Origin of the sequence: Xanthomonas sp. NCPPB 1754 (assembly GCF_041475725.2) — a bacterium.
Taxonomy (GTDB): Bacteria; Pseudomonadota; Gammaproteobacteria; order Xanthomonadales; family Xanthomonadaceae; genus Xanthomonas; species Xanthomonas euvesicatoria.
The window spans coordinates 104,224-119,154 of sequence record NZ_CM192982.1; the positions used below are offsets into that span (position 1 = coordinate 104,224).

The following is a 14,931-nucleotide window of genomic DNA, read 5'->3' on the forward strand; positions in this document are numbered from 1 at the left end:
CGCGCGACGCCTCAGGTAGGGAATGGCACGGCGCGCAGCAATGCGGCGACCACGTCGTCGGCTGTGCGTTGTTCGGCCTCGGCCGCGAACGAGAGCAACAGGCGGTGGCGCATCACCGGCGCCGCAAGCGCCACCACGTCTTCGCGGGTGGCTGCAAAGCGTCCATGCAGCAGTGCGCGCGCCTTGGACGCCAGCACCAGCGACTGCCCGGCGCGCGGGCCGGCGCCCCATTTGATCCACTGACGCACCTCGTCGCTGGCCTGCGGGCCAGGACGGCTGGCACGCACCAGACGGTTGATCCAGGTCAGCAACTCTGCGCCCACATGCACCTGCCGCACATGCTGTTGCAGCGCCTGCACGCTGGCCGCGTCCATCACCTTGGGTACCTGCGCGATTGCGCTGCCGGTGGTCTGGCTAAGGATGTCGCGCTCTTCCTGCTCGCTGGGATAATCCACCCGCACATGCAGCAGGAAGCGATCCAGCTGCGCTTCGGGCAACGGGTAGGTGCCGGCCTGTTCGATCGGGTTTTGCGTGGCCAGCACGAAGAACGGCGCCGGCAGCGCATAGGTGGTGCCGGCATAACTCACCGTGCGTTCGCTCATCGCTTCCAGCAATGCGGCCTGGGTCTTGGGCGGGGTGCGATTGAGTTCGTCGGCCAGCAGCAGATTGGTAAAGATCGGCCCTTGCTGAAAGCGAAAATGCCGATGCCCGGTGCCGTGGTCTTCTTCCAGCAACTCGGTGCCCAGGATGTCGCTGGGCATCAGGTCGGGGGTGAATTGCACGCGGCGAAACTGCAGTTCCAGCGCCTGCCCCAGCGAGCGCACCAGCAGCGTCTTGCCCAGGCCCGGCGCGCCTTCCAGCAGGCAATGGCCGCCGGCGAGCAGGCTGATCAGCAATTGCTCCACCACCGCGTCCTGGCCCACCACGGCCCGGGCCAGGGCGGCGCGCAACGTGCCCAGCTGGGAGAGCTGCGCGGTGAGGATGTCGTCGTTGGGGGAGGTCATGCGCGAATTCTCGTTGGATGGTTGCTGATGCGCGGCGCGCTTGCGCACGAGGCCTCAGCGGTGATTCTTGATTGCGCAAGCCTGGTTCGACATGGCGAGCACCCTGCGGCGATCAATTGGTCAATGCATACATCACGATGTTGACGCCGAACTTGGTGTTGTCTTCGGCCAGAAAACGCTTGTTGCGCCAGTCGTAATCCCATTCGCAACCGTAATCCTTGTTGCTGTAGAGCACCCCGAGCCGGCCATCGATGCTGATGCCTTTGAGATAATCGTGCACCAGGTCGTCGCCCCAGCCATTGAGTTCGAAACCGGTGGCTGGCGGGCCGTCGGGGAAGGTGAAGAAGGCGCTGTAGAGTCGATGGTTCTTTGGCAGTTTCTGCAACGCCGTCTTGCCGAAGATCGAGGTCATCTGCGCTTCGAACGAGGTGGCGAACAAACCATCGATATCGTGGTTGCAATCGTCCACGAACACAAAGCCGCCGTTACGCACATAGCGCTCGAAGTTGCGCCGCTCGGCCGGGTTGAACTCCACCAGCTTGTGACCGGACAGATAGCAGAACGGCGCCTGCAACATGCGCGGGTCGGCCAGATCCAGCACATGTTCCTGCGGGTCCACCCGCAGCTGGGTGTAGTCGATCAGCGAGGTGATCAGGTTGGACGGCATGCGCGCGTCCACATCCCAATCGCCGGAGTCGTAGCGCAACCGGGTGAACCAGAAATCGTAATTGCCAGCCGCCCGCACGCGCTGCGGCAGCGCCAACGCAGCGACGCTACCGAGCAACAGGCCGAGAAAGTGGCGGCGCGTCGCAGGCGCCGCCAAGTGACGTAGACCGGAAACGGAAGGTGCAGGAAAAGTATCAGGATGCAGAGAGCCTGCTGTGCTCTCCCATTTTCGAATCCCGACTCCCGATTCCCGGCTCCTACTCACACCGCATCCGACAACGAGGTAAACGTAAAGTCCCGCAGCCGCATCGGCGGAATCATCATCACGAAGTTGGATTCATCGCCAGCCACGCGCACCGGCTTGCCCAGCTCGTCGATGTTGTTGAGCATGATCACCGGCGATTCGTTGAAGCGGAAATTCTTCACCGGGTATTTGATCTGGCCGTTCTCGATGTAGAACGTGCCGTCGCGGGTGAGCCCGGTCAGCAGCACGGTCTGCGGGTCGACCATGCGGATATACCAGGTGCGCGTGACCAGGATGCCCTTCTCGGTACCACGCACCAGCTCGGCGATGTTCTTGTCGCCGCCGGCCATCAGCAGGTTGCCCGGCTCGCCGACCGCACGCTTGCCGTTTTTCTGCGCCCAGAAGCGCGAATACTGCAGGTTGGCGATCTTGCCGTTCTCCACGATGGACATCTTCTCGCGCGGCAGGCCTTCCTCGTCCCACGGCATCACTGCCGCACGCGGGTCCCACGGGTCGGCGGTGATGTTCACGCGCGGGTCGTAGACCTGTTCGCCGAGCTTGTTGCCGCCACCTTTCTTGGACAGGAAGCTGCGCCCCTCATCGGCCATGCGCGCGTCGAAGAAATTCATCATGAACGAGATCAGTCCTGCGGCCGCCGCCGGCTCCAGGATCACCGTGTATTTGCCCGGCTCCAGCGCCTTGGCTTCGGCCGAATCGCTGGCCTTGCGCATCGCGATGCGGATGTCCTGCTCGGCCTTGAAGTCGGCTGCATCCTTCAGATTGCGGCCCACCCAGCCCGAGCCGCGACCATCTTCGGTGCGCACGGTGCAGGTGTAGTCGAAGCGCGCACCGCGCTGATAGCCGAAGTTGCCCTTGCTGTTGGCGAATGCGGTAAAGCTCTGGCCGTCTTCGAGGAAGCCTGCGGCGATCAGCCCCTTGCCCTTGCATGGGGCGATCGAGTCGGCCGCCACCTGCGCGCGGAACGCCGGATCGACCGCTGCCGTGGATTCGCTGAAGGTTGGGCTGGGCCTGTAGGTCTGCTTGTCGACCGCCGGCATGAATTCCGGGTTTTCCGGCGCCAGCCGTGCGAGGTCTTCGGCACGGCGCACCACGCGCTCCAGCGAGGCGTCGTCGAACGCGTTGATGGTGGCAACGCCCACGCGCTTGCCGAACGCCACCTGCACCTGCAGGTCGGTGTTGTCGACGATGCCGCTGGTGGACACGTTGTTGAGCGCAAAACGGATATTGCCGTCGATCGAGCCGGTGAGCGTGGCGGTGCACTCGTCGGCCTTGGACAGCTTGATGACCTTGTCCAGGATGGCCTTGGCCTGCGCTTCGGTAAGGATGCTCATGTGGGTTTCTCCTGTCAGCCGAGCGAGCGGGCGGTGCTGATGACGTTGATGCCATCGAAGCGGGCGGTGGACGAACCGTGCGAGACCGCCGAGACCTGGCTCGGCTGGCCCTTGCCGTCGAAGAACGAGCCGCCCAGGCGGTAGTCGCGTTGATCGGCCACGGCGCTGCAGGCATTCCAGAACTCCGGGGTGCGGATCTGGTAGGCCACGTCCTCGAGCATGCGGGTGATGGCGCCGTTCTTGATTTCGTAGAACAGCTGGCCACCGAACTGCGCGTTGTAACGCTGCTGGTCGATGGAGAACGAGCCGTCGCCGATGATGTAGATGCCGTTTTCCACGTTCTTGATCAGATCGCTCACGCTCAGCGGCGTCTTGCCGGCGGCCAGCGACACATTGGCCATGCGCTGGAACTGCACGCTCGACCACGAGTCTGCATAGCAGCAGCCATCGGAGGCGGTCTTGCCCAGGATATGCGCCTGATCGCGGATGGCCTGGTAGTCCACCAGCTTGCCGTCGCGGATCAGGTCCCACTGCTTGGTCTTGACGCCTTCATCGTCGTAGCCCACCGCACCGAGGCTACCGGGTTGGGTCTTGTCGGCGAGGATATGCACCTTGTCGCTGCCGTACTGGAAACCGGCCTTGAGCTTGTCCAGCGTGGCGAAACTGGTGCCTGCGTAGTTGGCTTCGTAGCCAAGCACGCGGTCCAGCTCCAGCGGGTGGCCCACCGACTCGTGGATGGTGAGCCAGGTGTGCGAGGGATCCAACACCAGGTCGTACTTGCCCGGCTTGACCGACGGCGCCTTGAGCTTTTCCTGCGCCTGCTTGGCCGCCGCAATCGCATCTTCCTTCATGTCGTAGGACAGGCCGTAATTGACCACGCCGTTGGGCGAGACGAACTTGCCGGAGGCGGCGCCATCGAGATATTCATAGCCCAGCCCCATCGGCGCGGACAACCCATCGCGGGTGCGGAACTTGCCGCTGGCCTTGTCGATGGCCGTCACGCTCATCGGCGCCCAGATGCGGTGTACGTCCTGGTCGATGTAGGAGCCGTCGGTGCTGGCGAAATACTTCTGCTCATTGACCACGAACAGCATCGAGTTGACGAAATTGGCCCCGGCGGCCGTGGCGGCGGCATTGACGCCGAGCAGCAGGTCCACCTTGTCCTTGATCGGCACTTCCATGGCGTTTTTCTTGATCGGCGTCTTCCAGCTCACCTCGCCCACGCCCGGCGTCGGCGCCAGTTGCACAGGCGTGCCCTGCACCTTGGCATTGGCCTTGGCGATCGCCGCCGCCTGCGCGGCGGCCTTGGCCACGCCCTGCTCGGTGAGCTCGTTGGTGGCGGCAAAGCCCCACGCGCCGCCCACGATGACGCGGATGCCGGCGCCGATGGACTCGGTGTTGACCACGTTCTGCACCTTGTCTTCGCGGGTGATCACGAACTGGCGCAGGTAGCGGCCGATGCGCACATCGCAATAGCTCGCTCCGGCCTGGCGCGCCGCGTTCAAGCCGGCATCGGCCAGACGCTTCTTGCGGCCCACATCGAAGGGCGTGAGCAACTGCTCGGCGGCAATGGCCTTGCCGAAGTAGGCAGGCACGATCAGCCCGCCCATGGTCAGCCCGGTGAGGGCCAGGAAATCACGTCGCTGCACGGGCAACTCCCCAATAGTCCCGCGCGGCGCGCAGGTGGTGTGGTGACACGCACATGGCTCTGCGCGCGGTATCGGCCGATTCTTGCCGGGCGATGAATGCTGCGTCAAATGACTTTCGGCAGGGGTGCGTGTGCAAACGTTGTGCGCAGGCCGATGGCGTGGCACAACCGGCGTGCATCGAGTGGATGGCGAGCGCGGCTGGCGGTGTGCGATGACTATCGTTGCACGTTGGATGCGCAGATCCATTCCTTAAATCAGGTGCAGAGCGCATGCTCTGCGCGCTCACTGCAGGGTCCTTGCCCGCCCACCATCACAGGACACGCTGCAAGTACGTCCCTGTAAGCTCCGTGGCGGCATCCATGCCGCCAAGGGTCCCGCGACGGTGAGCAGGCAAGGACCAGTCAAGTTGGTCGGTGTGCAAAGTTTTCAGCAAGCAAACAGCAATGGTCTCGCGCGGTGCTCTCTGTTCTTCAACAAGCAACCAGCGGACTTTCTGGTGCAGTGTCCTCGCCGATTGCGGGACCGTTGGCGGCATGGATGCCGCCATCGAGCCCCCATGGACGGGTTCACGGCGTGTCCCGCGAGCGGTGAGGGCACCGCGCGCTCGACTGACCAAGCTTGAAGATAGTTAAGCGACCGCAACAAACACAATCTCAGTGCCTAAATGTGCTGAGCCAACGCAGACAACTCAATCACCACGCAGTCGATCCACCAACCCTCAACCCAACGAACGCGCGGTATTGATCACGTTGATGCCATCGAAGCGCGCGGTGGACGCGCCATGCGACACCGCCGAGACCTGGCTCGGCTGGCCCTTGCCATCGAAGAACGAGCCACCCAGGCGGAAGTCGCGCTGGTCGCACACGGCGCTACAGGCATTCCAGAATTCCGGCGTGCGGATCTGGTAGGCGCCGTCTTCCACCAAGCGGGTGACCTGGCCGTTTTCGATCTCGTAGAACAGCTGCCCGCCGAACTGCGCGTTGTAGCGCTGCTGGTCGATCGAATACGAACCGCGCCCATGGATGTACAAGCCGTGCTCCACGTTCCTGATCATGTCGGCAACCGCCAACGGCGTCCTGCCTGGCGCCAACGACACATTGGGCATGCGCTGGAATTGCACGTTCGACCACGAATCGGCGTAGCTACAGCCATCGGACGCAGTCTTGCCAAGCAGGTGCGCCTGATCGCGCGTGCATTGGTAGTCGACCAGGATGCCGTCCTTCACCAACTCCCATTGTTTGGTCTTGACGCCCTCATCGTCGTACCCCACCGCACCCAGGCTGCCCGGCTGGGTCTTGTCGGCGACGAAGGTCACCGCATCGCTGCCCCAGCGGTAACCTGCATCGCGCTTGTCCAGGGTGGCGAAACTGGTGCCGGCGTAGTTGGCCTCGTAACCCAGCACGCGATCGAGCTCCAGCGGGTGCCCGACCGACTCATGGATGGTGAGGAACAGATTGCTCGGGTCGATCACCAGATCGTACTTGCCTGTCTTCACCGACGGCGCGGTGAGTTTGGCGCGCGCCTGCTTGGCCGCGGCGATCGCATCTTCGCGCGCATCGTAGCTGTGCCCGTAACCGATCAGCCCGCCTGGCAGCTGGTGCTTCTGGCCGGCATCGCCATCCAGGTATTCGTAGCCCATGCCCATGGGCGAGGACAGCCCATCGCGGGTGCGGAACTTGCCGCTGGCCTTGTCCACTGCAGTGACGGTGAAGGGCAGCCACAACCGGTGCACGTCCTGATCGATGTAGGAGCCATCGCTGCTGGCGAAATACTTTTGCTCATTGATCGCAAACATGCGCGAGGCCACGAAGGTGGCCCCGGCATTGAGCGCAGCTGCATTGACGTCCATCAGCAGCGCCACCTTGTCCTGCAGCGGCACTTCCATGGCGTTCTTCCTGATCGGCGTCTTCCAGCTGACCTGTCCGGCCGGCGTCACCGGCGCCAGCTGCACCGGCGTGCCGCCCAAGCGCGCATTCGCCTTGGCAATGGCCAACGCCTGCCGCGTGGCGGTGGCCACGCCATCGCTGGTCAATGTGTTGGTGGCCGCAAACCCCCAGGCGCCATCGGCCAGCACGCGCACGCCCACCCCGATGGATTCGGCATTGACCACGTTTTCCACCTGCGCCTCGCGGGTGATCACGAACTGGCGCAGATAACGCCCCACGCGCACGTCGCAATAGCTGGCACCGGCAGCCTTGGCGGTGGTGAGTGCGGCATCTGAAAGGCGCCGGTTGCGTGCTGCATCCACTGGGGCAAGCAGCTGCTCGGCGGCGATTAGCCGCGTGTTGGGGAGTAGCAGCCCGGCGGCGCCGATGCCGGACAGGGTGAGGAAGGTACGACGGTCCACGTGCGGTCTCTCCAATCGATGCGTGCAGCGCGAGAGGCGCACACCGGCATCCGAGCGTTACCGCGTACACCGATTTGGTCAAGTGCTAGCGGTGTTCGATCCAAACAGTTCCCTGCAATGCAAACCGAACGTGGCCCGCATAAGCGAACGCGAGCAAGCGTGAATCGTGCGCATGGCGGTGGGCCGCGACGACGCAACCTTGACTCGGCTGCGGATGTACCAGCGCTCCAGCGGGGCGTGCGCTGTCTATCGTACGCAGGGAAATTCGACGACACCCTCGAATCACTGCACTGCACTGCATCTGGGCGCAGGCGCACTACCGGACAGTGTCGGACGGGATGTTGAAGCCGGCACTTCAGCGCAGTCTCAGGGCGTCCCGCTACGGCGGAGCTTTCGGTCCAGTACATAGCCGAGTACGCCGCCCAATGTGATCGGCAGCAACGCGTAAATCGGAATGAAGATCAGCGCCAATGCCGACTGTGCATCGGCGCGTAAATCGAGGGTTGCATGCGCCCAGGCGAGCACACCAAAGCCAAGCAGGCACGGCACCAACAATGCAATCGGCCGCCGGTACAAAAAGCTGATGCACAGCAGCGCACCCCAGGCGATCGCATTGAATCCACCCAACAACAGCCAACCACCGAGGCCGACATCCGTGTACTGGCGCAACCACCCCAGTCCGAATGGCAGGCGTGCCGCATACGGCAGCACCACGCCGGCGATCACGAGCAGGAAGCGGGCACTCGCTAAAGTCATTGCAGTCTTCCCTATCTGTCGTTCAAGAGGAAACGCTAGCGCATGCGCGTGAACCGGAGAGGGTCCTACCTTATGAAATCGGTGGGTCGTTCCAGCTGGAATATCGATTCGCCCAAGTCGTCCAGCTTCTTGGCAACGATGGCCTGCGCATCGCAGATACCCCGATTGTAGAAATAAGCTCCCACCTCTTCGGCGAAGAAATCCAGCAGAAACTCCGCATCCATGCGTCCTATCTGCCGCTTCAGTTCCTCGGTGAAATACAGCTGGATCTTGCGCGTGATTGCCGCCCGCTCGCCTTCGCTGAATTTGATCTCGGTCATGGATGCTCTGGTTGGCTCAACCACGGTATCGGGGCGATTTGCGTTGCCACACCGGCAACTTGGGGCGATTGCCGGCGGTTGAACCCAATCACTTGCTGGTCGGCATCGAGATGAAGGGTCAGATGGCAACCGGCCAGCGGGAAGGCCGCCCTGCCCGAATGTAGTCAAGGTATTCGGACTCGGCAATCCCGAGGTTAGTCCAGCGAGTAGGGTCCGCCGCCAGGAATGTGCTGGCATACTTCACGGCAGCGGCAGCGTCCGCAAAGATGGCGGCAGGGGCACAAGGCCCGTCTGGCTCGAAATATGCGAAGTCATGCAGATCCGAATAGTCTTCGCTGCCAATGTCCTCGACGTCATACATCCATACCTCGATGCAATCGTTTGCCGGCCGTAGCTCGACATGGCGAACGTATGCTGCATCGACTGGGCTTTTTCCGAGAAATTGCTCGACCGACGTGCTGCGCCGTAATGTGGCTGGAATATCGATCGGCAAAAGATGTCGCATACAGGCTCCCTGCCTTCAAATTGCCGTTGCTCCTCAAGTAAATCGAGCCGCGCCGCGATGCGGCGTCGGCTCGATTGTGCTTACTTGGACTGGCTTGCCGCGCGCTTGAAATAGGCCGTGCGCATCATCGGGTTGCCGTCCTTGAAATACGCTTCGATTTCGGTCATGACCTTGCCGTCGGCACTGACCGTATAGGTGCGGGTGGAGGCCGGGACGCCTTGATACATCAACTGCATCACCAACACGCCGGGCTCGGGCATTTTGACCGCGGCACGGTCCACCAGGTAGGTGCCCGACGCCTGACCCGGTGTGCCGTCCAGCAGTAGCGTGGATTGCGCCTGCAACTTCGTGTCGTCGTGTTCGACGATTTCGGCAGTGGTTGCCCATTTGTTACCCGGAACCTGCTTGAACTGCAGGACGACACGTTTGGGGCGTACAGCTTCCGGCATCGGCAGGCTGCTGGTGTCCAGCAGCCAGGTTCCGACCAGTGGCGATGGCGTGGTTGATGCGGAGAAGGCGGGGGTGGCCTGCAACAGGACGGCAGCCACCAGTGCAACGCGTGCGGTCTTCATGAGAACTCCCTGATCCAGACGTGATCCTTGCGGTCAGTCGGCCGACTGGTGCAAGGCAGTGCGATTGGAATCGACTTCGCGTAGACCGTCCCACTCCGGCTCCGGCCCGAGGGCGATACTCACTGCTGCCACACGTGGAGTCAAATGACGACCCATGAAGACATGTCGCGCCGGCGGCCCTCGTTTGCCATCGTCTAAAGAGCGCCGCAATCAGCGGGCGCCATGAACCAAGACACCCGCACTAGGCGGGTGTCTTGTGGAATCCAGTTTGCGTGCCTTGCAAGCTGCACCCGCAGCCTTACGCCTTATCGGCATCCAGGTGATATCGCGTCGCTTCGGCCACTTCGTTCTTCGAGCCCAGGAACACCGGTACGCGCTGGTGCAGTTGTGTCGGCTGGATGTCCAGAATGCGTTCGCGTCCGGTGGTGGCGGCGCCGCCGGCCTGTTCCACCAGCATGCTCATCGGGTTGGCTTCGTACATCAGGCGCAGCTTGCCCGGCTTGCCCGGATCCTTCTTGTCCCAGGGGTAGATGAAGATGCCGCCGCGGGTGAGGATGCGGTGCACGTCGGCCACCATGCTGGCGATCCAGCGCATGTTGAAATCCTTGCCGCGTGCGCCGTCCTTGCCGGCCAGCAGGTCGCCCACGTAGGCCTGCATCGCCGGTTCCCAGTGGCGCTGGTTGGACATGTTGATGGCGTATTCGGCGGTGTCTTCGGGCACGCGCATGTTGGCCTGGGTCAGCAGGAAGCTGCCTTCTTCGCGCTCCAGGGTGAAGGCGTGGGTACCGTGGCCCAGCGTGAGCACCAGCATGGTGCTGGGGCCGTAGATGCAATAGCCGGCGGCGACCTGTTGGGTGCCCGGCTGCAGGAAGTGCTCATCGCCCGGCTTTTCGGTGCCCTTGGGTGCGCGCAGCACCGAGAAGATGGTGCCGACCGAGACATTGACGTCGATGTTGGAACTGCCGTCCAAGGGATCGAACAACAGCAGGAAATCGCCGCTGGGGTATTGGTCGGGCACCGGCTGGCTGTGGTCCATTTCTTCGGACGCGCACGCGGCCAGATGGCCGCCCCAGGCGTTGGCTTCGAGCAGGATGTCGTTGCTGAGCACATCGAGCTTTTTCTGTGCTTCGCCCTGTACGTTGCCGGTGCCGGCATCGCCGAGCACGCCGCCCAGGGCGCCCTTGCTCACGGCGATGGAAATGCGCTTGCAGGCGCGCGAGACGATGGTGATCAGCTGGCGCAATTCCGCATCGATACGGCCGGCGTGTTGCTCTTCGATCAGGAAGCGGGTCAGCGAGGGACGCGACATGGGAACGGGCAGCCTGTGTAGGAAGTGGGCCGCCATTGTCGCCATTGCCGCGTTAGATTTCGATCACTTGATGCGCGGTTTGCATCGCCGGTGATCGAATATGTGCGGATGGCGTGTGATAAGCGGGGGGTTGTCCCGCGCTACCGCATCCAGCACGCCGTGCGTCGTCGGGGCGAGGGTGCAGCAGCAAGCACAAAAAAGCCGGGAGGCTTGCGCGCTCCCGGCTTATGACTTCAGCCGCTGTCGCCGATGGCGCTCCGCGCTGCATTACACCCGGCTGACAGTGGCCACGGCCTGGGCCACGTAGTCCAGGTTGCGCTGGCTCAGTGCGGCCACGCAGATGCGGCCGGTGCCGACGGCGTAGATCGCGAACTCGTCGCGCAGGCGGTCTACCTGGGTCCGGGTCAGGCCCGAGTACGAGAACATGCCGGCCTGGCGCTGGATGAAGTCGAACTCCGGCGCGCCCAGCGTGGCGAGTTTTTCCACCAGCCCAGCGCGCAGGGAATGGATGCGCTCGCGCATTTCGGTCAGTTCCTGCTCCCACAGATCGCGCAGCTCCGGGCTGGTCAGCACGCCGGCCACCAGCGCGGCGCCGTGCGTGGACGGGCTGGAGTAGATCGTGCGGATGATGCGCTTGACCTGCGACTGCACGGCCTTGGCTTCGGCGGCGGTGGCCGAGACCACCGACAGCGCGCCCACGCGCTCGCCATACAGCGAGAACGACTTGGAGTAGGAGCTGGCGACCACGTAGCTGTCGATGCCTTCGGCAGCCAGCAGGCGCACCGCATAGGCATCGGCCTCGATGCCCTGGTCGAAGCCCTGGTAGGCGATGTCGACGAACGGGAACAGGTTGCGTTCCTTCAACAGCCCCGCCACCTGCTTCCACTGTTCGCGGCTCAGGTCTGCGCCGGTGGGGTTGTGGCAGCAGGCGTGCAGCAGCACCACGGTGCCCGGCTCCAGCTTGGCCAGGTCGGCGAGCATGCCGTCGAAGTTCAGGCCATGGCTGGCGGCATCGAAATAGGTGTAATCGACAACCTCGAAGCCGGCCGCGCCGAACACCGCGCGATGGTTTTCCCAGCTGGGGTTGCTGATGGCGATGGTGGCGGTGGGCAGCAGCTTCTTGAGCAGGTCCGCGCCCACGCGCAATGCACCGCTGCCGCCGACGGTCTGCGAGGTCGCCACGCGGCCGGAGGTCACCAGCGCAGAGTCGGCGCCGAACAGCAGCTCCTGGGTGGCCTTGTCGTACGCGGCCAGGCCGTCGATGGGCAGGTAACCGCGCGGTTTGGCGTCCTGCGCGAGCTGCTGCTCGATCTTGTGCACGGCGCGCAACAGCGGGATGCGTCCGTTTTCGTCGTAATAGATGCCCACGCCCAGGTTGACCTTGTTGGGGCGGCTGTCGGCGTTGTAGGCCTCGGTCAGGCCCAGGATGGGGTCGCCTGGAACCTGTTCCACGTTTGCAAAGAAGGACACGGCATGACTCGCTGAAGGACGAAAGAGTGGGGTACTTCCGGATCGTTGACCGCTGCTGGGCCAAACCACTTCATCGTAGCAGCCCATGGCCGGCGTAGCATGCTTCGTTCCGTACGCAACAATGCACTGCCAGTACGGATGAGGGACACTACCTGCATGTCCAGACTCACCTTGTTGGCCGCCGCCTGCGGCCTGTTCGCCACGGGCGCCACATCGCCCGTCCTGGCTGCCGATCCGGTGCCGCCCGCCTCCACGCCGATCCAGCGCCTGCCTGCCGTGCAGGTGGACGCAGCGCGCGTGCGCGGGGTGGACGACTTCGACCTGCCGGCCTCGTTCACCGTGGTGGCGGCCGATGACGACAACCGCCGTGGCGCGCAGGTGTCCGAGCTGCTGGACGGCATCCCCGGCCTAGTGGCGCGCGACCGCCAGAACTACGCGCAGGACACCCAGCTGTCGATCCGCGGCTTCGGCGCGCGCTCCACCTTCGGCGTGCGCGGCGTGCGGCTGTTGGTGGACGGCATCCCGGCCAGCATGCCTGACGGCCAGGGCCAGCTGTCGCACTTCAACGTGCTGGGCGCCGAGCGGGTGGAAGTGCTGCGCGGTCCGTTTTCGGCGTTGTACGGCAACTCCTCCGGCGGCGTGCTGCAGCTGTGGAGCGCCGATGGCCAGCCGGACGACCCGTGGCGTCTGCGCGCCACCTATGGCAGCAACGCCACCGTCAACGTCGGTGCGCAATTGCTCGGCCAGCAGGGCGCGGTGCACTACAACGTGGCGGCCAATCGTTTCGACACCGATGGCTTCCGTGCGCATAGCCGCGCCAGGCGCGACTCGGTCAACGCCAAGCTCGGCTTCGATCTGGCCGAGGGCCGCCGGCTGGACCTGGTGCTCAACTATCTGGACGCACCCGATGCCCAGGACCCGCTCGGTCTGACCCGCGCCCAGTTCACTGCCGACCCGGCACAGGCCACGTCGGTGGCCACCCAGTTCGATACCCGCAAGTCGGTGCGCCAGTCGCAGGCAGGCGCCATTTTCACCCAGCAATTGGATAAACAGACGCTGCGCCTGATGGCCTATGGCGGCCAGCGCAGCGTGGAGCAATTCCTGGCCATTCCGGTGGCGGTGCAGCGCAACCCGCTGCATTCGGGCGGGGTGATCGATCTGGACAGCAATTACGAAGGTGCCGATGCGCGCTGGGCCTGGCAGGGCGAAGCGCTGGGCCGGCCGCTGCAGCTGACCGTGGGCACCAATATCGACCGCCAGCGCCAGCACCGCACCGGTTACGAGAATTTCGTCGGCGACACACTCGGCATCAAGGGCGCATTGCGCCGCAACCAGCGCGATGAGGTCCAGAACGTGGACCAGTTCGCGCAGCTGTGGTGGCAGTGGAGCGAGCGCTGGTCGGCGCTGCTGGGCGTGCGCCATAGCGATGTGCGCTTCGAATCGGACGACCACTACATCGTGGGCCGCAATCCCGACGACAGCGGCAAGCGCAACTATTCCGCGACCACGCCGGTGGCCGGCATCGTGTTCCGCGCCGACGAGGATCTGCGGTTTTACGCGTCGGTCGGGCGCGGTTTCGAAACGCCCACCTTCAACGAACTGGGGTACCGCAGCGATGGCGGCGCCGGCCTGGCGCTGGACCTGGGCGCGGCCACCAGCCGCAACTACGAAGTGGGCAGCAAGTGGCGCGCGCAAAGCGGCGCGGCGCTGGAATTTGCGGTCTTCCGCGCCGACACCGACGACGAGCTGGCGGTGGCCAGCAATACCAACGGGCGCAGCACCTATCGCAACATCGGCGCCACTCGGCGCCAGGGCGCGGAGCTCAGCTGGCAACAGCCGATCGGTGCCGCCCAGCAGCTGCAGCTGGCCTATACCTTCGTCGATGCCACCGTGCGCGACGGCTACCTGACCTGTGCCAGCAGCGGCTGCGCCACGCCCACCGCACTGGTGGCCAGTGGTTCGCGCCTGCCGGGCGTGCCACGCCAGCAGCTGTTTGCGCGCTGGCAATGGCAGCCGGCGCAATGGCAGTTGGCTGCCGAATCGGTGGCCTCCGGCGCCACCGTGGTCAACGACCTGGCCACCGAACGTGCACCCGGCTACGCCTTGGTGAACCTGGAAGCCTCCCGGCGCTGGACCACCACGCAGGGCGCATTGCGCGCCTTCGCACGCATCGACAATGTGCTGGACCGGCAGTACGTGGGCTCGGTCATCGTCAACGATGGCAACGGCCGCTACTACGAGCCCGGCCCGGACCGCACCTACACGGTGGGATTGCAGTGGGATTTTGGCGGCTGAGAAACATTCCACGCACCGCACACCACCACGCACCGTGGCCTTGTGGGAGCGCCCCCGGGCGCGACGAGGCTGTCCCGGTCAGACCGTTCCCCACGCCATACCGCACCAGCATGATCGTGATCGACCACGCCCCTGCCGACTGGTTTCTTCTCTCCGAGGGCGATCGCTCTTGGCTGGATATCAACTGCGCGATCTCGGCTGCCGGCTTTTCGATCCTGCTGCTGTTGGACGCCACCGAGCGTGCCGCCGTGCTGGCAGGCCAGCATGCCGCCTGCGCAACGTCGGCGGCCCAAGTTCAAGCCCGGCCACATGACTACGCTGCACGCGACAGCAGCGCGACCGACGGCAAGCGCGTGCTTGCGGCAGTGCGTCAATGGCGTGCGAGAGGAAGTACCGCGGCCGGCCAGTGCGCTATTGCGCGGTGCCGATGGGACTAGCCGAT

Annotated in this window: 13 protein-coding genes; 2 read left to right on the forward strand and 11 right to left on the reverse strand. The window is 64.2% G+C overall.

All coding sequences use genetic code 11. From position 1 onward, the window contains the following. Positions 1–11 precede the first annotated feature (11 nt). The 11 genes from ACCQ15_RS00445 to ACCQ15_RS00495 form a co-directional block, all read right to left on the reverse strand. Positions 12–1,004, reverse strand: a complete 993-nt coding sequence (locus ACCQ15_RS00445; RefSeq protein ID WP_372356615.1) for an AAA family ATPase — start codon at positions 1,002–1,004, stop codon at positions 12–14. A gap of 112 nt (positions 1,005–1,116) precedes the next feature. Next, a complete protein-coding gene (locus ACCQ15_RS00450; protein WP_029818157.1) occupies positions 1,117–1,935 on the reverse strand; it encodes a DUF4159 domain-containing protein in 819 nt (272 codons plus the stop codon). Further along, complete coding sequence (locus ACCQ15_RS00455) at positions 1,932–3,266, reverse strand: TldD/PmbA family protein (RefSeq protein ID WP_008573991.1); 1,335 nt, start codon at positions 3,264–3,266, stop codon at positions 1,932–1,934. Before ACCQ15_RS00455 ends, ACCQ15_RS00450 begins: the two co-directional genes overlap by 4 nt. A 14-nt stretch (positions 3,267–3,280) precedes the next feature. Next, entirely contained in the window at positions 3,281–4,915 is a 1,635-nt protein-coding gene (locus tag ACCQ15_RS00460) for a TldD/PmbA family protein (protein WP_031420524.1), read from the reverse strand. Positions 4,916–5,633: 718 nt separating this feature from the next. Continuing rightward, positions 5,634–7,262 carry a TldD/PmbA family protein gene (locus tag ACCQ15_RS00465; RefSeq protein WP_372381082.1) on the reverse strand — a complete coding sequence of 543 codons (1,629 nt, stop codon included), beginning with the start codon at positions 7,260–7,262 and terminating at the stop codon, positions 5,634–5,636. A gap of 366 nt (positions 7,263–7,628) precedes the next feature. Then, the gene (locus ACCQ15_RS00470; RefSeq protein WP_011345843.1) at positions 7,629–8,018 is read right to left on the reverse strand and encodes a hypothetical protein; all 390 of its coding nucleotides are present in this window, start codon (positions 8,016–8,018) and stop codon (positions 7,629–7,631) included. A 65-nt stretch (positions 8,019–8,083) separates the two neighbouring features. After that, positions 8,084–8,338 (reverse strand): DUF2164 domain-containing protein, encoded by a 255-nt coding sequence (locus ACCQ15_RS00475; protein ID WP_372381083.1) that lies wholly within the window; start codon positions 8,336–8,338, stop codon positions 8,084–8,086. 118 nt (positions 8,339–8,456) lie between these two features. Beyond that, positions 8,457–8,843 (reverse strand): hypothetical protein, encoded by a 387-nt coding sequence (locus ACCQ15_RS00480; RefSeq protein WP_029818162.1) that lies wholly within the window; start codon positions 8,841–8,843, stop codon positions 8,457–8,459. A gap of 80 nt (positions 8,844–8,923) precedes the next feature. Continuing rightward, positions 8,924–9,391: a hypothetical protein gene (locus tag ACCQ15_RS00485; protein ID WP_029818163.1), complete on the reverse strand. Its 468-nt coding sequence runs from the start codon at positions 9,389–9,391 to the stop codon at positions 8,924–8,926. Positions 9,392–9,713: 322 nt separating this feature from the next. After that, entirely contained in the window at positions 9,714–10,724 is a 1,011-nt protein-coding gene (locus ACCQ15_RS00490; protein ID WP_008573980.1) for a class 1 fructose-bisphosphatase, read from the reverse strand. Between the two features lie 267 nt (positions 10,725–10,991). After that, positions 10,992–12,194, reverse strand: a complete 1,203-nt coding sequence (locus ACCQ15_RS00495; RefSeq protein WP_014088932.1) for an amino acid aminotransferase — start codon at positions 12,192–12,194, stop codon at positions 10,992–10,994. Positions 12,195–12,350: 156 nt separating this feature from the next. On the opposite strand from ACCQ15_RS00495, the gene ACCQ15_RS00500 reads away from it, so the two are divergent. Together ACCQ15_RS00500 and ACCQ15_RS00505 are read left to right on the forward strand one after the other, a co-directional pair. After that, positions 12,351–14,489, forward strand: coding sequence for a TonB-dependent receptor family protein (locus ACCQ15_RS00500; RefSeq protein WP_372381084.1), 2,139 nt, complete (start codon positions 12,351–12,353; stop codon positions 14,487–14,489). A gap of 110 nt (positions 14,490–14,599) precedes the next feature. After that, complete coding sequence (locus ACCQ15_RS00505; RefSeq protein ID WP_372381085.1) at positions 14,600–14,926, forward strand: hypothetical protein; 327 nt, start codon at positions 14,600–14,602, stop codon at positions 14,924–14,926. Positions 14,927–14,931 lie beyond the last annotated feature (5 nt).